Source organism: Neolewinella aurantiaca (assembly GCF_008014675.1).
Classification (GTDB): Bacteria; Bacteroidota; Bacteroidia; order Chitinophagales; family Saprospiraceae; genus Neolewinella; species Neolewinella aurantiaca.
The window spans coordinates 67,780-85,731 of the sequence record NZ_VOXD01000011.1; the positions used below are offsets into that span (position 1 = coordinate 67,780).

The window sequence follows — 17,952 nt, forward strand, 5'->3', positions numbered from 1 at the left end:
AAACCGTTATTTACAAGGAGTATGCTATGCTGGGATTAAAAAATGGTCAGTTCACAAAATATCTGCACACGATCACGGTGAAGTGATGTGCAGAAACTAATAGGTCATTATTGTGCTGAACGGAAAGGAATGTTACTACAGATAAAATGGCCCGTGCAAGGGCAATAAACAGTGGGTAAAGTCTGAAATATTTTCCTTTAAACGGCACTTTTGCGGGATTAGTTGTGCAAACAGTGAAAAAACATCTGTGGCCCCGGGGGCATGGGGTTGTAGATGTATTGTTACATGACTACAAGGGTTAGTGGATTAGGATCCGCCGGACGAAATTTTTGCTGCCATCCGTCAGCCGCAACAAATAAGTTCCGGAAGGGAGGTCTGAAACATTGATCGTAGCCGTATTACCAGCTACCTTGTATTCAGCAATTTTGCCTCTCGAGGCACCGTAAAGTTGTACCGTGCCGGTGGCGGACTGAAGGCTGGCCGGGAACGCAACTCTTACCTGATCGTCGGCCGGATTGGGGGAGACTATAAGTTGGTTGTCCTGTTCTTCTCCGGTTGCATTTGATTCAAGGGTGAAGATTATCCAGTCGATGTTGAACGCTGCTCCTCCGGTAATATTCAGGCGCATCACCTGCTGGCCGGCTTCCAGCATTACTGGGCCTTCGGCACTTATTTCCTGATAATCATTCCAGCCTGCCGTTACTGGCGTAACGAAATTTACGGTTGCGTCAGCAGGGAAGTTCAGCGTAAAGGCACTGGCTGCGTCGTCGGAGGCGATCCGAGCGTCAACCCTGTAGTTTCCGGCAGTTTCCACATCGACGGTATATTCAATCCATTCTCCCGCCGAGACGTAACCGAGTACATAGCCATCATCCGGACCTCCTCCGATGTCGACTCCTTCCGAGAGGCGGTATCCGCCGCCCTGATTGGCGGAATCGTTATCGTTATAGGCAACGTCCTGACCGCCGTTGTCGTAATCCTCTACTTCTATTTTGCCGGGAATCGCCTGGGGGGTATTGTTGTAGGGCGACTGGACGTCTGAGGAAAGCGTTAACCGCTGCGGATACCCGTGCGTCAGGCGGCCAGTCGCATCGTGGGTGTACAGCCGGTAAGTGAAAACACCGTTGCTGTAGACGTCGGTATCAAGAAAAGACATGGCCGAAGGGGCCAGTCTGCCCACTTCAGCAAAGGTTCCATTTACGCCCTCGGCACGTTCTACCACTATGCTGTCGTTGTCTGTAAGTCGGTTGTTCCAGTCCAACATCACAACCGGGTTTCCCTGGTCATCCTGTGTCGAAGTAACGACGATCTCATTGGGCGAATCCTGATAATAGTGAATGAGGACATCTTTTACTTCAGGCCAGGTCTGGTCGGATCTGTTCAACACCCTGAAGTCGCCACCATCGTCCCAGGTGGAGGTGGCGAAGCCGTGTAAGTCTGCGAGTCCGAGGTACTCGCCGTACCAACGCATACGTGAGTTGAAGTCGGCATTTACTTTTGCGCCGTATTCGCTGATGTGAACCGGAATGCCATACTGATCGGACCAGTCTTTTGCTGCCTGGAATTTGTTGGCCATTCCTGCGTAATCCGCCGGTGTGCCCCAGGTGCCCTGAGAGAGGCCCGCAAAATTCCACGGATCGTAGGAATGGTAATACCCCATGATGTAATCATCGTCCGGAATTTCAGCTCTGAAAAGTTCTTCTGCGTTGGAGTACTGGTTGCCGCCAAAGATCACTATTCTGGTAGGTTCCTGTTCACGGATTATTCCGAGTATCCGGGCGTTCAGGTCATCGACCTGAGCTACGGTAAGACCAAACGGCTCATTGATGATTTCATAGAGTAACTTGTCCGGTTTGTCCTGAAAACGGACAACGATCTGCCGCCAGATGGAGTCGTACCTGGCTTTGTTTTCCGTCGTATAGTTCTGTTTCAGCCAGTCTTCGTGGTGGCCGTTAAGGGTAATGTACAGCCCCCGGTCCAGGCCCCAGTCAACAACTTCTTCTACCCGGTCCATCCAGTCGGCATCGATTGTATACGGAGGGGTGTTCATGGTGTGTTCGTCCCAGCGAACAGGAACCCGGACATTCGTGAATCCCGCTGCGACGTATGCGTCGAAGTAAGCTTCCTGGGCAGGGCCGTTGTTCCACGCGCTTTCCTGCGGCGGCTCCAGAGTGTTGCCGAGGTTGATGCCCCGCCCCATACCTTCCAGGGCTTCAAAGGGAGTCAGTTGCGCGGTAAGGGTGGTGGTCGTCAGAAGGACCAGAAGGAATTGCAATAACTTCATAATATGGTGATCGACTTTAAGATTATAACTATACTACTGGACATTTTTGATTTTCCACCTCACCCTCCGTCCTTTTCAGCAAGGTTTGCCTAAGGCTCAGCGGAGAGGGAACCAAACCTCGAAGAAGCCGCGAAGCGAAATGTCCAGTAGTGTGGATTATAACCCAATTAATTGATTTACCCGGAGAATTTCAAAGGTACATACACTATTTTAAGATGCGCCGTTGGTGCTATACGCTCTACCGGCAGGCTGATGCCTGCTGTCATTTTCCTGATTTGGGCGCAGACGCAGGTGCAGTAGACGGACAACAGCATGCTGCTCCGCAAGCGATACCGGTCTTCCAACAACCTTCTTTGCACCCGCGGCCGCGCCCAAATCTAAAAACACTTAAATTGCCATCAAAACAAAGCCAGACATGCTCGGAGATATTTGGAATGCTACTTTGAAAGGAATGAATGATCTTGCCGGATCAGTTGGCGAAGGCGCCAGAGAAAAGAGTCTGGCCCTGATCGAGGATTGGTTGGAAATTTTCCCTCAACTGGCCGAATACGGGTTGGAAATTACCAGTTTCAGCATGGGCCTGGCCATTAGCCCGAGCCTGAACGTGGAATTGCTGGGCAAGCACGAAGACTGGTCTGACGAAGCGATCGCCAAACGTCTGGCCGATCACAAAGGTGAGCACTCCATTACCACCGTACTTTCGACCATCCGTACCGCTTATCGGCTACAAAAGAAAACCCAGGCTCCGCTGCGAGATCCCTTGATCCTGAAAATTGTCGTTCGGATTTCTCCGGAAGTGCGGGTAGTACTGGGCCAGCCGATACTGGACGATTGACCCGAAGAGGGTAGGGTAGCCCAAAATGAAAATTTCAGTGGCTTGTACCGCCCTGCACCAGCGGTGGTTCTTCCGGTTGTAAAAAGGAGCAGAGGAAGCGGAACAATTGAAAATTTTGTAATATTACCGGTAAATGCCCAGCGATCAGGAGCAATGGTAATCATCTACGAATGACAACAAAAAAATTGGCCGGCCTCGTTTTGGGCCCTCTATCCTTTGCTTTGATCCTCGTCTTTTTGCGCCCCGAAGGCCTGCCCTTCACCGGCACGGCGGTGCTGGCAACCACCGCCTGGATGGCAATCTGGTGGACCACCGAAGTCATCGCGATTGCCGTAACGGCAATGCTGCCGATCATCCTTTTCCCGCTGACCGGAGTGCAGAGCGTGAGCGAGATAACCAAGCCGTACGGCCATTACCTCGTGTTTCTGTTTCTGGGCGGGTTCATCATCGCGATGGCCGTAGAACGATGGAATTTGCACCGGCGAATCGCCCTGGGCATCATCAATCTCATCGGCTCTAACCTGAAGATGGTAATTCTGGGAGCGATGGTTGCTACCGCCTTTTTGTCGATGTGGATATCCAACACCGCAACTTCGGTGATGATGTTACCGATCGCGATGGCGATCGCCCAACAGATGGACGACGACCCATCAACGGAGGTGAACGAAAACAGTACTTTCGGCAAGGCACTGATGCTGGCGGTTGCCTATTCGGCTTCGATTGGTGGCATGGCTTCCCTGATCGGAACGCCGGTAAATTTCGTACTGGCCGGCCAGGTGCAGGAAGTATTCGGAATTCAGGTTGGCTTTATGGAATGGATGCGGATCGGTCTGCCCGTTTCGGTTGTCTTGTTGCTGATTTGCTGGTGGTATCTGACGCGGGTTGCCTTCACCTTTGAGAGGGACTCATTTGCCGGAGGGCGTGCTGAGATCAGACGGCTCCAAAAGGAACTCGGCCCTATGAGCCGCGAAGAAATGAAGGTGCTTTTGGTGTTCTCCGTAACGGCAGCAGCCTGGGTGTTTCGGAAATCGCTGCTCGCTCCGCTGGTTCCGGGAATCAACGACACCGTTATCGCCATGATGGGAGCTACTGCTTTATTCCTTATTCCCGGCAAAGAAAAAGGCACCCCGTTGCTGACCTGGCAAGAGGCCGTAAGGCTGCCGTGGGGGGTGGTGCTGTTGCTTGGGGGAGGATTCGCTTTAGCATCCGGATTCGAAGCCGGCGGACTGGGCGAATACGTCGGGAACCACCTCAGCGTTCCCGAAGGAGTCAGCCTGCTCCTCGTTATGCTGATGGTAGTCGCAGCGGTTAACTTCCTGACCGAAATTACCAGTAATGTTGCGACCACTTCGATGCTGTTGCCGGTACTTGCCCTGGCGGCAGGTCCGCTCGGTGTCTCGGCCGCTTCGCTCATGATTCCGGCAACCCTTGCTGCAACCTGTGCTTTTATGTTGCCCGTCGCAACTCCGCCCAATGCTGTGGTCTTCGGGTCCGGATACCTGACAATTCCTGATATGGCAAAAGCAGGTCTCTGGATGAACCTGATCTCCATCCTTGTCATTTCAATCGCTTGCTACTTTGTCCTTCCTTTACTGCCGGGCCTGAACTTCTAAACGGATAACCTTTAGCTGTTCATGGTCTGTTTCTAATTATTTTACTCATCTAAAATTTTCTCAAATTGAAATACTTGTTGATCCTCTTTTTTGCTCTCACCCCCTTCCTCACCTCTTCCGCTCAACCGGAGATGCCGGCCATCCTCTCGCTTGAGCAGCAGGGGAAGCTCCACGATAGTTGGTTGAGCGAGCGGGCAAAAACCGTTCTGCCGATGCTGATGAGCAGAGAGGGTGTTGCTATGTGGATCATCATCAGCCGCGAGTACAACGAAGACCCGGTTCTGAAGACGATGCTGCCCAGTAAATGGATGGGGGCACGGCGGACTACGATGCTGGTGATCTACGACGACGGAGAGGGTAGTGAGCTCGAAACCCTGGCCTGCGCCCGCTACGACGTCGGTGATGTTTTCAAGAAGGCATGGGACCCCGAAAAGCAGCCCGATCAGTGGGCTGCGCTGCGGGAGATCATCGAAGAACGTAACCCGGACCGAATAGCCGTGAACCGGAGCGAAGACTTCGGCCTGGCGGATGGCATCAGTTCATGGCATTACGACAAGCTCCGGGAGACCCTTCCTGAGCACCTGCGTTCGCGCCTGATCAGCGGCGAGAAGCTGGCCATCGGCTGGTTGGAAACCCGCCTGCCGTCGGAAATGACCGTGTACCGCCAGGTGATGGGCGTGGCGCACACCATCATCGCTGAAGCCTTCAGCAATAAAGTCATCACACCGGGCGTGACCACGACCGATGACGTAGTGTGGTATATGCGTGAACGGGCCAATAAACTTGGCCTGGGGATATGGTTTCACCCAACGGTGGATGTACAACGCGCCGAAAACCAGGAATTGTACGCCTTTAGCGGCCGGCCCGATGCTACGGTGATTATGCCGGGAGATCTGTTGCACTGCGACTACGGAATCACGTACTGTGGCCTCAATACCGACACTCAGCACAATGCCTACGTCCTGAAACCAGGCGAGACCGAAGCCCCCGATTACCTCGTGCGGGCGTTCGGAAAAGGAATGCGTACGATGGACATCCTGACCGAGCAGTTTGAGAACGGTCGGACGGGCAACGAACTTCTGGCGCGGGCGCTGGTGCAGGGAAAGGATGAGGGCCTCAGACCAACCATCTACACCCACCCGATCGGCTATCATGGTCACGGTGCAGGCCCTACTGTCGGTCTTTGGGACCAACAGGAAGGAGTACCCGTACGAGGAGATTACCCCCTGCACCCCAATACCGCCTACAGCATCGAGCTGAACACTAAAGTCAGAATCGACGCATGGGATAAGGACATCAGAATGATGATGGAAGAGGATGGTTTCTGGGACGGAGAAAAGTTCCGGTACATCGACGGACGACAAACAGAACTGTACCTGGTACGGTAGGTACAAAGAATTTCAGTTTAAATACCTTTTGCTTTAATTTAGCTTTATGGACAAAGATGTAATCATAATTGTCAGTTTAATTCTGATCGGGTTAGCCATGATTGTTTGGGGCATCTTATACCAGGCTCGCCACAACAAAACGTTGCGGGATACGCAACGAATCATCACTGATCTTGAGTTGTTGCGCCTCTTCGAGCGCCAGCCCGGGGGGATTTTGTCCGCAAAGATGGTTGCTGATAAAACGGGCCTGACTGCAGCCGAGGCTTCATCCCGGCTGTCGGGCCTGGCTCACGGCGGCTTACTTCTCGTAGGCTCTAACCCTTCGGGCATGAAGCAGTTCTATGAATTGTCGGCTCCGCTCGAGGAGCGTCCCGGTATCCAATTGTCGGGGGAACCGTTCCTGACCATCGAAGATCTGCAGGAGATCTTTATCGCCTACGATTACAAGGTGAGCCCACACGACCTGATGGTTGCGACGGGATTGCCCTGGAACATCCTTGCCCGGGAAATGAAGTACTTCCGGCAGCAGGGTATAACCGAACTGATTCATATCCCGCGCCCGGGAGACAGCTTCAAGCAGTACATCCTGCAAGAAGAGTACCATCGGTCCGGGAAATTGGATATTGAAGGCCGTACCCGCCTCAACGAAAAGGTAAAGCAGGTACTGTACGATGAGCGGTTTCTTGTCTGAAACCCGGAAACTGAGCAAATTCTTAAAAGGGGTTAAAATTGGTTTAAAGCGTGTTTCAGTCCGGATGAATTCTGTCGCACTGTGGTTATTACAGTAACCAAATGCTGATTCATGATGCGCCAAATTCTGCTTGCTTCGTTACTGACTCTTCTTTTTCTACCTGTATCCGCCCAGCGTGGCCGCGGCCCGGCGCTCGACGGCGTTTGGTTGGAGACCAGCCTGGACCGCTACGGGCAGCCGCTGCCCGTGGAACGGCAACCCAAGCGAACTACTCTCTTTCTGGAACCGGATGGCTACTTTGAGGAAATTCGTCCCGGAACCAACCGCTATGCCGATGACCGGCGTTTCATTGGTCGCTGGGATGCGGACTATCGCCTGGGCCACCTCACCCTCACGGTTGATGCTCCGCGGAGGGTCTCGGCCAGCCCTTACCGCTACAATCGTGGTTCGCGGCGTGCTTACAGTCAAAGAATACCTTATACTATTGTGTTCAGCGACCGGGATGAATTGGTGCTCCGTGACCGGCGCGACGGGCGTAAGCGTTTCTTTGTGCGGGAGTAGTCCCGTTCTGTAGTCTCTTCTGGTGGCCGTTCTTCGATGGAGAGCCACGGCAGCCAGGACGAAGGCTGTAATCGCTCATTTCCCGATGGCATCCATTCAAGTATCCAAACGATCTTATTCAGATGGTCTTGCTATCTTTGCGCTCCCCAAAGCATAGTCCAAATGACAGAAGACGGAAACGTACTCATAACTGTAGTCGACCGACAAGGCGAAGCCCACGAACTGGAAGCTCCGACTGATATGAACATGAACCTCATGGAAGTTTGTAAAGCTTATGAGCTACCTGTGCAGGGAACCTGCGGTGGTATGGCGCTGTGCAGTACCTGCCACTGTTATGTTCTTTCGGAAACTGAATTGCCCGAAATGGGGGAAGACGAAGAAGACATGCTGGATCAGGCTTTCTTCGTTGAAGATAATTCACGCCTAGGTTGTCAGTTACGCATCACCGACGAACTGGATGGCCTGAGGGTACAATTGGCCCCCGAAGCGGAGGAATAAGCAGAAGGTTTTGAAATTTTCTTTTAGAAAAGTGAAATAAACTTTTGCGGTTTCAAAAACGTTTGTATCTTTGCGGTCCCTTAACGTAGGGGCTTTGCTTTTAACACAGCAAAAATGGTAACATCGCGGGGTGGAGCAGTTGGTAGCTCGTCGGGCTCATAACCCGAAGGTCACAGGTTCGAGTCCTGTCCCCGCTACTATTAGCCGTCGTTGACTTAGGTTGACGACGGCTTTTTTATGTCCCTGACCGAGGGTACGCACAAAGCTTGGTCCGGTTCTTTCAGAACCGACCGGGAGTAGGAGAGTGCCCCGTAAACCTTAATTGCACCTGCGGCCGCGCCTGCTGGTAATGACGTATGGCGAAATATTGAAGCTTATTTCCGGGCATGCTAAACGCTTTACCTAACTGGCGGGTTAACTTTTCATGATCAGCAATAAGTGTTTAGCTTTGCGCCCTTAAAATTTAAACTACTACATGGCCACCGTAAAATTTACCTTCGAGGATAAAAGCATTGATCCCAAAACGGTTGAAAACGTTCCTGCGGACATCAGTATTCTTGAAGTGACCGAAGAGAACGATATCCACCTTAACCATAACTGTGGTGAAGTTTGTGCCTGCAGCACCTGCCACATCTACGTACACAAAGGCGAAGACGCCCTGGAAGAAATCAGCGATAAAGAAGAAGATTTCATTGACCGGGCCATCAATCCCCGCATCGAAAGCCGCCTGGGTTGCCAGGCCGTTATCATTGATGAAGACGCTGTAATCGAGGTGGAAATCCCCGATCAGAAGCAAATCATCGGACACGAACACTAAATTGGTATTACGGCATTTTGACTGGCAGGCCTTTCACAACGGCCCGCCCAAATTGCTAACGAACCAAAGAAGCAACGAACTAAAATACCAACATGAGTTTTAAAGATTTCGACAATTTCCCCTTCGGCTGGGCCGACCACGAAGATATTGCAATGGCCCTCTACGATCGCTTCGGTGACGAAATGGACCAGGGAAAAATTTACCGTATCCGCTTCACTGATCTCCTGACGTGGATTCTCGAAATACCCAATTTTACGGGTACTAAAGAAGGTTCCACCGAAGAGCACCTGGAGCAAATTCAGGCAAAGTGGGTTTACGAATGGCGGGAGAACCAGTAGGTTGAGACCCTATGGTCGGGGAACAGCAATCATGGCGCTCAGCGCAGATTGCTGTTTCCTGATTCGCAGGCCATCTGTTTCCTGACCCTGATTTCAGTTTTCTACCATTTAAGCTATGAATGAACTCGAACGATTCGAACCGATAAACACCTTCATCTTCGACGTCGACGGAGTGCTTACCAACTCGCAGTTGCTGGTGTTGGAAAACGGAAAACTCCTGCGCCAGATGAGTGTCCGCGATGGCTACGCCATCAAACGGGCCATTGATATGGGCTATAAAGTTGCCATCATCACCGGTGGTAAAAGCGAAGGCGTGGTAAAACGCCTGCAAGGGCTGGGCGTGGTGGATATCTACTACGGTATCCGCGATAAAGTTGAAGCCTACCGGGAGTTCATGTATCTCTACGATGACGAAATTTCCGACGAAAACGTCCTCTATATGGGCGATGATGTGCCGGATTACGACGTAATGCGCCTTGTCGGGTTCCCTACCTGCCCGAAGGATGCCTGCCCGGAAATTCTTTCTATCGCCAGCTACGTCAGCAACGCCAACGGCGGTGGCGGCGCAGTCCGCGACGTGATTGAAAGAACCCTGCGCCTGAATGGCCACTGGTTGCCTTCCGATGAAGACGAAGAGCTTCCGACAAGTGTGTAGGCAAAAGCCATAAGTCTATTGTGCTTGTGGCAACGTAGTTGGGGGCGGAATTACCTCTATTTTTAGCTCCTGCCCACCAAAACAAGAACATGTAGCATCTTGCGGGCACGTATACGCCCAATTAACATTACATGAAACCTATTATACTGTTGTTTACCCTGGCGCTGGCCAGCTTTTTCGGCTGCTCCTCTGACTCGATAGAAACGCCTTTGCCGCCATCTGAATGGATTGTCGTTGGCAACGATCGCGGCCTGCGCAACGAGTTTCTGGATATGGCGAATGTTGTTCGTCTGCGCGACAGCAGCCTGACTGTTTACCCGCTCGGAGCTCCCAACGTGGCGATCGATTACCGCATCGAAGACAGTATTATTTATGGGAAAGAGGAACGCTGGCGGATGATCCGCCACAGCCAGGATTCGATCATCCTCCACGACTCACTAAAGAACAACAATTATTACCTGAGGCAACTCGTCGAGCGTGACTCGGTACCTGATTCTCTGTTGGTTGGTCGCGATTTTTCGTCGGGCTTTTTGGGGAGCAATCGGTCGTACTTGTTTGAGAATACACCGGGTACAGACCAAAACTGCTACCTCTCGCGGGGCTATTTTGATATCTATGACTTCCCACAGGTGTCCTTGATTAAAGATGGTTACTGGCGGATCGATCATCGGTTCCGGCAGCCACTGCTGCTGATGACGACGGGCAATGTTCAACACTCTGTGATGCTGGTAGATTCGGTGTCTATGGCTTCCGGCATATCAGGAGTAATGGTAAATAATAATTCGCCCAACGGCCCTGAGCGCCGGCAGCGGTTTGTGCCCAATGCGACGGGTTACGAGTACGAGACGATCGCTGATATGCTGGGGAGACTTGATCCTGCAGGAACAATAGTCACCGAGTTGTATGTTCCTGATTCCATGTCTCGGGCTATCCTCCGGTTTACATCCAGTCAAAAAGATTTCGAAGATTTCCGGACGGCAAATGACTTTGAGGCAGAAAATCTCAGGCTTAGCGTCACCGGGAATCGTTACCGTTTGCACACACCGGAGCAGACTCTGATTGAAGGCGACATTTCCTTGCATTCAACTGCACCTTATCTGGTGGTTGATGGTGGCTGCGCAAACCAGAATTACCTGCCGGTGCGTACGTCTGGTAACGATACTTTGGTCGTCACGGTACCGCTGCGGGTGGTGGTTACTGACGAGGCCCTGCCCAGAACCTCGTACCGCAACGGGAAGGAAATCACCGTTGATGGTCAGCGGTACAAAGACACCGAGATCGACTTACGGATACCGGTTTTGCGGTAGCAGTCTGCCTTTGATGAGCCGGCCGATAGGGCGGCGGTGCGCAGGTGCAATGGAAGTTGAAGGGCATCGTTCGGTAACGAATAGCTGGGCATTCGATCACGGGCGGAGAAGCATTGATGCCTCCCGGAGCTACCAGTCCGTCTACCGTTCACTGCACCTGCGACCGCGCCCAGAAAACACAAATAATTAGTACTGCTGTAATTTGTAAACAAATATCCGACTTTGTGTTGGGTCGGGTAAGCGGAGCATCGTATATTCGCCGATTCAGAAAACAGCACAAATGTCCGATTCCGTAAGCCAGCGGCCGCCCCACTACCTTGATGAACTTAACGAAGTACAACGCCAGGCAGCTACGGCGACGGAAGGCCCTGTGCTTGTCATTGCTGGTCCCGGTTCGGGCAAAACACGGGTGCTTACCTACCGCATTGCTCACCTGATCGAAAAAGGAACCGCACCGTGGGAGATATTAGCGCTGACCTTTACCAACAAGTCGGCCCGTGAGATGAAGGAACGGATCGTGAAGGTTGTAGGGCAGAAGGCTTCAGACATCTGGGCGGGCACCTTTCACAGCCTTTTTGCCCGTATTCTGCGCGTAGAGGCAAAGCACATCGGCTACCCGAGCAACTTTACTATCTACGACACCGACGATACCAAGAGCCTGATCAATTCGATCATCAAGGAGCTCAACCTCGATAAGACTGTATACCAGGCTAACGCGATCAAAAACCGGATTTCCAGCGCAAAATCGAGCCTGATCACGCCGAAACTCTACATGAACAATGCGGAGCTACTGACGCAAGATAAGCAGGCTAAAATGCCTTTGGTTCATAAGATTTACGCCGCTTACGTGAGTCGTTGTAAAAAGGCCGGAGCGATGGATTTCGACGATCTGCTCTACCGTCTCTTTGAGTTGCTGCAGAATCACCCCGATGTGGCGAAAAAGTACCGCCGTAAGTTTAAATACGTACTTGTAGACGAGTTCCAGGATACGAATACACTTCAGTACGCTATTGTGAAAAAGCTGGTCTTGTACCCCAAGAGCCCGCGCAATATCTGTGTAGTCGGAGACGATGCTCAGTCCATCTATGCCTTCCGGGGAGCAACCATTCAGAACATTCTCGACTTTGAGCGGGACTTTGCCGACCACGGTATCCAGACTTTCAAACTGGAACAGAATTACCGCAGTACCGAGCACATCGTTCAGGCGGCGAATGCGGTGATCAGCCACAACCGCCGGCAAATCCAGAAGAACATCTGGAGCCACAAGGGTGAAGGGCAGAAGATCAAAATTATCCGCGAGATGGATGATACCGGCGAAGGCCGCCGGGTTGCTGATACGATTGTGGAGCAGAAAAGCCGTTACCACCTCAAGAACGAAGACATTGCAATCCTTTACCGGACCAACGCACAGTCTCGTATCTTCGAGGAATACCTGCGGAAGTTCAACCTGCCTTACCGGGTCTACGGTGGTCTGAGTTTCTACCAGCGTAAAGAAGTAAAAGATCTCGTTGCTTACCTGAGGTTGGTAGTGAACCCGAACGACGAAGAGGCTTTCCGCCGCAGCATCAATAACCCCAAACGCGGAATTGGGGGGACCAGTCTGGAAAAAGTCGCCAGCCTCGCCGGCCAGCAGGGTATTACGCTCTTTGAAGCCCTTAAGCACGTTGCATTGCCAAAACGTACCCGCCACGCCGCCGATGGCTTTATCGAGCTGATCACCAAAGCCCGCGCCAAGGCCGATACCGCCAACGCCTACGAACTGGCCGAAACCGTAGCCCGCAAATCCGGCTTGCTGGACAACCTGCGCAAGGATGTCTCCATCGAAGGTATGGCCCGCCTTGAAAATTTCCAGGCCCTACTCGACGGCATTAAGTCATTCGTCGAGGAAGACACCCTGATCGATACGGACACCCTGCCGGACAAAACCCTGGCGAGTTACCTCCAGAACATCGCTCTGCTAACGGATTTCGACAGCAACGAAGAAAAGAATAATACCGACGTGATTACGCTGATGTCGGTGCACGCAGCCAAAGGGCTTGAATTTAAATCTGTGTTCGTTGTGGGGCTGGAGAAAGAGTTGTTTCCCAGTTTCATGAGTATGGGCACAATTGAAGGCATGGACGAAGAGCGACGCCTTTTCTACGTCGCCATTACCCGGGCCGAGCAGTTCCTCACCCTTAGCTACGCCAATACGCGTTACCGCTACGGTAAAATGAAGATGAACGAACCGAGCGTCTTCCTGACGGAAATCCCGGCCGAAGCCGTGGAAAACACGAGTTACAGCCGGCGCTCGGAAAAGTCCGAGTACGACCCGTTGGAGCGTCAGCGGGCCAAAGTTTCGGGGATCGTCCCGATCCGTAAGCGGGGGACCGCCAAATTCACGAAGCCTAAAATGGATCCCTCTAAGTTTAAACCCAATCCTCCTGCGGAGATTGAAGAGGGGCAAAACGTCATGCACCTCAAGTTTGGAGAGGGCAGGGTGGTGAAAATCGACGGAGGAGCAGACAATCGGATTGCAACAATCCATTTCAGCGGATTGGCCCAGCCGGAAAAGAGAATTATGCTGCGATTTGCTAAGTTGCAGGTGCTCGACTGATCCGGTTCGTCCTCCGGGCGTGCAATGCACCTGCGTATGCGCCCGAAAAGGAGAAAAATGTCGGCCGATTTAAAAAATAGAATTTTTACGTGTAAATTAAAGCAATGAAATCGACCTTTTGTGCGTAAAATTGTTCCTCCAATAAACCAAGTAACCTGACATGTTGAAAAACGTAATGCTCTTCGCCGCCGCTCTGATGATTTTTGCGAGTTGCGCGAACACTGACACATCCCAAGACACTGTGGACACTTCGGAGCCGGACACCACTGCGCTGAGCGCAGTTCCCACCGATGGTGGTCAATCTATGGATGAAACCAAAGATGGCTACAAGTTGAACATCGTGGATGGTACCATCAAGAGCCCACGCAAGGAGCTTGTTGGTAAGATTGGTGAGGTTCCTGTTGTGATCAATTACGGTAGCCCGGCGGTCAACGACCGTGTAATTTACGGCGACCTGGTTCCCTACAACAAAGTTTGGCGTACCGGAGCCAACGAAGCAACCCGGATCACTTTCCAGCGCGACGTGATGGTGGGCAAAAGCAACACCAAACTGACGGCAGGTACCTACGCTCTTTTCAGTCTGCCAAGCAGCAAAGACGACTGGACGATCATTTTCAATAAAGTAGCCGACCAGTGGGGAGCTTACGATTATGAAGAATCTTCAGACGCAGCCCGCGTAAAGGCTGAATCGATGCCAGCTCCGGAAAGAGCAGAACGTATGGACTTTGCTCTCGATGGTAATGACATCCAAATGATGTGGGATGACCTCGTGGTTGCTTTCCCCGTTACTACTGCAAGTAAGTAGGCTAACAGACAACAGACACAATCATTGTTCTTACCCGTCAGGTCCGCAGCAAGAATGCTCCTAAAGCATCAGCGGACCTGACGGGTAAGTAGTTTAAAGCCGGCCTTTTGGCCGGCCCATGATGTCTTTTTTCTCTTCCGGCAGCACGCGTTCTACCGGCGCTTTTTCGTACTTGTGGTTAAAGACTTTCGAGATTTCATGCCAGCGCCCGTCGGTACCGTATTCCAGAGCATGATAGCTACCGTCAGGAAGGCTGATCGGGCCACCATCGGGCCCTTGAGCAATGATGAGGTTTTCGTAGATTATACGTTTAGATTCGGGCTCGAAGCGCATAGCAACATTAGCCTCTGCACTGTATTCCAGTACGAGCCGGGTATGGTCTTCCAGGAGGTGCCCTTCAGGAGTATAAACCGCGAAAACAGGCAGGCCAAACACCGGCTTCCCGGCGGGGTCAAGGTAGAAAACATCAAGGACTTTTTGGCGGCTAAGGGCCGCATGGCGGTTGTATCCGAAAAGGAAATAATAAGGCTTGCCCTGGTATGTTCCTCCGGGGATGATGTTGTAAATCACGTAGCCCAGCCAGTCCGTATTACTGGTGATCGCTGTTTCGGGATTTTGCCGCAGTTGATCGCCCCGGTCTATCAGGGGCATCAACTTCAACGCACTGGAATTGTACTGGATCGCACCGTAGTGGCGGTATTCGTCCCTGTTGACGTGAAGCTCCCAGGTGAAAAAGCGAAAGCTGCTGTCGGGTGCCATCATCACTTTAACTCCTTCGAGGCCGGAGAAGTCGAAGTTGAAGCTATTCGGTGTTTTGAGCGCTTCAACGAGGTCTTTTATCAGCGATTTACAGGCAAGGAAGCGGGCCTCATCCGAGCTGTCGGTATGCATGATGTATGACAGCTGAAGCAAATCCGATTCAGCTTTCTGGAGGTTAGAATTGTCGGCCGGACTCAATGGGCCGGCCTGAGAGAAGAGCGCTGCTGTGCAAAGCAGGCTAAGGAAAAAAGAGAATAGTGATTTCATGGGGATACTTGAAGTGGCAGGTTCTGCCTGCTTGAACTCGATTCAGATATATTACGCTTCGGAGACGTGAAAAGTATATCTCAGACGGTTACATTTGTAAAATGGTAACAGTTGATTTTACGAACAAGACTGCTCTGGTTACGGGCAGCAGCAAAGGGGTGGGCGCAGCTACTGCCCGTATTCTGGCCCAGGCTGGCGCACGTGTGTGCGTTCATTATAAGGGCGATGTCGCAGGTGCAAAGACTGTTCTGGCGTCGCTCCCCGGAGCAGGACACACCCTTTTACAGGCAGATTTATCGAAACCTAAAGAAGCAAAGCGATTGGTGGACAGCGCCGCCATGAAAATGGGACGGTTAGATATTCTGGTGAACAACGCCGGCATCTTTCGGCCCCATCCCGTCGATGGGAGCATGGGCTTTGAGCAGTGGCTCGATACTTTCCACGAAACCATCCATACCAATCTCATCGGTCCCGCGGCAGCGGCTTTCGCCGCTATTCAGATCATGCGTAAGCAGGGCGTCGGTACGATTGTGAACGTGGGTAGCCGCGGTGCATTCCGCGGCGAGGCCGGCCAGGTAGGGTATGGGGCCGCAAAGGCCGGCCTGCATTCCCTTTCTCAATCACTGGCTCAGGCCGTGGGCAAAGACAACATCACGGTTCATGCCGTAGCGCCGGGATTCATCGAAACGGCGATGGCCCGTCCTCACCTACAGGGCGAAGCCGGAGAAGCAGTAAAGGCGCAAAGCCCTCTCAATCGGGTCGCTACGGTCGATGAAGTAGCACGCGCCATCCTTTACCTTGCCAGCCCCGAAGCACGTTTTACCACCGGTGCTGTGCTTGATATCAACGGAGCCAGTTATTTGAGGTAGCCGGCCGCTGCCCGGCAGGCCACCATTGCAACACTTCTTTACCGGCATCTGCCGGAAACCGGGCTGAAGAACCAACAAATTCCCCGTTTCCGCGCTACAATAAGAAACCAACCAGTATGCAAGCCCCCCAAATCTTAGACGAACGTTTCAAGGACCCTCGTTTTACCCACGCCATGCTTAACAGGTTACCAGAATACCTGGCCGGGCAGCGCTGGTTTACAAGTAAGGGAAAAGAAATCGTTAAGTGTTCCATCGAAGATTCGCATACGGTTTCGGAGGACACCGCGCTGGTGGTGATCCGGGTCGATTTCGCTGACAAGAGCAAGGAGTTCTACCAGATGCCACTCGCTCAGCTAGATCGGGTGGAGGACCAGAAAAAGTACCTGAAGTGTACGCCCAAAATGATCCTCCTCCGGGTTCCCGGCGGGCCGATTATCGTGGATGCTGTACCGTTGCCCGCCTTCCGGCGGGCCCTCTACGAGATGATTCGCAACGGGGTTGACACCAGCGACGGTATCACCTGCGAATGCGGTAAGCTACTACGACGGGCGCCGGAAACCATGGACAGTGTCGTGCCGAGCATCGATACGAGCAATACGGCTATCATCTACGGTGATAAGTATTTCTTCAAACTCTTCCGCAAACTGGACCCGGGCCTTAATCCCGACCTCGAGCTCGTCCGTTACCTGTCCGAAAAAACGGATTTTGCTAACTGTCCTCCCTACGGAGGCAGCCTCGGTGTAGGTAAAATGACCGATCCCAACTACCTTAACCTCGGGATGCTGAGTGGGAAGGTCGACAACCGGGGGGATGCCTGGGAATACTTTCAGGAACTCACAGCGCGCTACTTCGCTGGCGATGGCGAAGTGGACGAAGAGACCATCCGCCGGGCCCGACTCCTCGGTCAGCGTACCGCCGAGATGCACCACGCTCTGACTAAAGGAACCGGAGATATGCTGAAGCCGGCACCCCTCACGGCCGAATACAGGTCCGAAATCACCTTTGCCGCCCAAAAACTCCTCAGCCGCCAGGTCGCCGAACTACGCACTAAAGCTTCTGGCCTGGAACCTGAAATGAAGGCTGCCGCCCAACGTGTCCTCGACCTGGAACCGGCGCTCAATGAGCGCCTCGCCAGTCTCTCCGGACAGGAAATGGAACTCGACCTCATTCGCATCCACGCAGATTATCACCTCGGGCAGGTACTGGTTACCGATGATGATTTTGTTATCATCGATTTTGAAGGCGAGCCGCTGCTTAGTATCCCAGAGCGCCGCCGCAGGCGGCCCGCACTGAAAGATGTTGCCGGAATGGTCCGCTCTTTTCACTATGCAGCCAACGCTCAACTTCTCCTGAATCCGGAAACCTACGCAGGTCGTGATCAGGCTGTGCTTACTGCCCGGGCAAATGAATGGTACGAAACGGTTTCAGCAGCCTACCTCGCTGCCTATTTCGACGCTTGTGGTGAAGCTACTTTCCTCCCCGCTGCGGAAGCAGACCGGAAAACGCTGCTCGACCTTTTCGTGCTCGAAAAGGCCATCTATGAAGTAGCATATGAGCTTAATTCGCGGCCAGCGTGGCTTGGCGTTCCTTTGGGAGGAGTTCTCGGCGTTGCCGGGTAAGTCACCACTCGCCGGTTCGATGGATGTCGGGTACGGCACGAAACCGTTGG

At 52.6% G+C, this 17,952-nt stretch carries 16 protein-coding genes and 1 tRNA gene; 15 read left to right on the plus strand and 2 right to left on the minus strand.

Annotated elements, in window-relative coordinates; translation table 11 throughout:
* Nucleotides 1-298: 298 nt before the first annotated feature.
* Nucleotides 299-2,284, minus strand: coding sequence for a cellulase family glycosylhydrolase (locus FUA23_RS08830; RefSeq protein WP_147930375.1), 1,986 nt, complete (start codon nucleotides 2,282-2,284; stop codon nucleotides 299-301).
* A gap of 415 nt (nucleotides 2,285-2,699) precedes the next feature.
* Between FUA23_RS08830 and FUA23_RS08835 the strand changes: the two genes are divergently transcribed.
* From FUA23_RS08835 to FUA23_RS08895, 13 genes are all read left to right on the plus strand, one after another.
* A complete protein-coding gene (locus FUA23_RS08835; RefSeq protein ID WP_147930376.1) occupies nucleotides 2,700-3,119 on the plus strand; it encodes a hypothetical protein in 420 nt (139 codons plus the stop codon).
* Nucleotides 3,120-3,289: 170 nt separating this feature from the next.
* Nucleotides 3,290-4,732 carry an SLC13 family permease gene (locus FUA23_RS08840; RefSeq protein ID WP_147930377.1) on the plus strand — a complete coding sequence of 481 codons (1,443 nt, stop codon included), beginning with the start codon at nucleotides 3,290-3,292 and terminating at the stop codon, nucleotides 4,730-4,732.
* A gap of 65 nt (nucleotides 4,733-4,797) precedes the next feature.
* A complete protein-coding gene (locus FUA23_RS08845) occupies nucleotides 4,798-6,120 on the plus strand; it encodes a M24 family metallopeptidase (RefSeq protein ID WP_246144114.1) in 1,323 nt (440 codons plus the stop codon).
* Nucleotides 6,121-6,166: 46 nt separating this feature from the next.
* Nucleotides 6,167-6,811: a helix-turn-helix domain-containing protein gene (locus FUA23_RS08850; RefSeq protein ID WP_147930378.1), complete on the plus strand. Its 645-nt coding sequence runs from the start codon at nucleotides 6,167-6,169 to the stop codon at nucleotides 6,809-6,811.
* A gap of 111 nt (nucleotides 6,812-6,922) precedes the next feature.
* Nucleotides 6,923-7,372: a hypothetical protein gene (locus tag FUA23_RS08855; protein ID WP_147930379.1), complete on the plus strand. Its 450-nt coding sequence runs from the start codon at nucleotides 6,923-6,925 to the stop codon at nucleotides 7,370-7,372.
* A 162-nt stretch (nucleotides 7,373-7,534) separates the two neighbouring features.
* On the plus strand, nucleotides 7,535-7,870 hold the full coding sequence (locus tag FUA23_RS08860) for a 2Fe-2S iron-sulfur cluster-binding protein (RefSeq protein WP_147930380.1): 336 nt from the start codon (nucleotides 7,535-7,537) through the stop codon (nucleotides 7,868-7,870).
* A gap of 124 nt (nucleotides 7,871-7,994) precedes the next feature.
* Nucleotides 7,995-8,067, plus strand: a tRNA-Met gene (locus FUA23_RS08865).
* A gap of 278 nt (nucleotides 8,068-8,345) precedes the next feature.
* On the plus strand, nucleotides 8,346-8,687 hold the full coding sequence (locus FUA23_RS08870) for a 2Fe-2S iron-sulfur cluster-binding protein (RefSeq protein WP_147930381.1): 342 nt from the start codon (nucleotides 8,346-8,348) through the stop codon (nucleotides 8,685-8,687).
* 92 nt (nucleotides 8,688-8,779) lie between these two features.
* On the plus strand, nucleotides 8,780-9,025 hold the full coding sequence (iscX, locus tag FUA23_RS08875; protein ID WP_147930382.1) for a Fe-S cluster assembly protein IscX: 246 nt from the start codon (nucleotides 8,780-8,782) through the stop codon (nucleotides 9,023-9,025).
* A gap of 115 nt (nucleotides 9,026-9,140) precedes the next feature.
* The gene (locus FUA23_RS08880) at nucleotides 9,141-9,680 is read left to right on the plus strand and encodes a KdsC family phosphatase (RefSeq protein ID WP_147930383.1); all 540 of its coding nucleotides are present in this window, start codon (nucleotides 9,141-9,143) and stop codon (nucleotides 9,678-9,680) included.
* 131 nt (nucleotides 9,681-9,811) lie between these two features.
* Nucleotides 9,812-10,987, plus strand: coding sequence for a hypothetical protein (locus FUA23_RS08885; RefSeq protein WP_147930384.1), 1,176 nt, complete (start codon nucleotides 9,812-9,814; stop codon nucleotides 10,985-10,987).
* A gap of 280 nt (nucleotides 10,988-11,267) precedes the next feature.
* A complete protein-coding gene (locus tag FUA23_RS08890; protein WP_147930385.1) occupies nucleotides 11,268-13,583 on the plus strand; it encodes an ATP-dependent helicase in 2,316 nt (771 codons plus the stop codon).
* 160 nt (nucleotides 13,584-13,743) lie between these two features.
* Nucleotides 13,744-14,388, plus strand: a complete 645-nt coding sequence (locus FUA23_RS08895) for a DUF2911 domain-containing protein (protein WP_147930386.1) — start codon at nucleotides 13,744-13,746, stop codon at nucleotides 14,386-14,388.
* A gap of 93 nt (nucleotides 14,389-14,481) precedes the next feature.
* On the opposite strand, the gene FUA23_RS08900 is transcribed toward FUA23_RS08895, so the two are convergent.
* Nucleotides 14,482-15,414, minus strand: a complete 933-nt coding sequence (locus FUA23_RS08900) for a hypothetical protein (protein WP_147930387.1) — start codon at nucleotides 15,412-15,414, stop codon at nucleotides 14,482-14,484.
* Nucleotides 15,415-15,515: 101 nt separating this feature from the next.
* Here FUA23_RS08900 and FUA23_RS08905 point away from each other — a divergent pair, with 101 nt between their 5' ends.
* Nucleotides 15,516-16,283 carry an SDR family NAD(P)-dependent oxidoreductase gene (locus FUA23_RS08905; protein ID WP_147930388.1) on the plus strand — a complete coding sequence of 256 codons (768 nt, stop codon included), beginning with the start codon at nucleotides 15,516-15,518 and terminating at the stop codon, nucleotides 16,281-16,283.
* Between the two features lie 116 nt (nucleotides 16,284-16,399).
* The gene (locus FUA23_RS08910) at nucleotides 16,400-17,902 is read left to right on the plus strand and encodes a phosphotransferase (RefSeq protein WP_147930389.1); all 1,503 of its coding nucleotides are present in this window, start codon (nucleotides 16,400-16,402) and stop codon (nucleotides 17,900-17,902) included.
* Nucleotides 17,903-17,952: the final 50 nt, after the last annotated feature.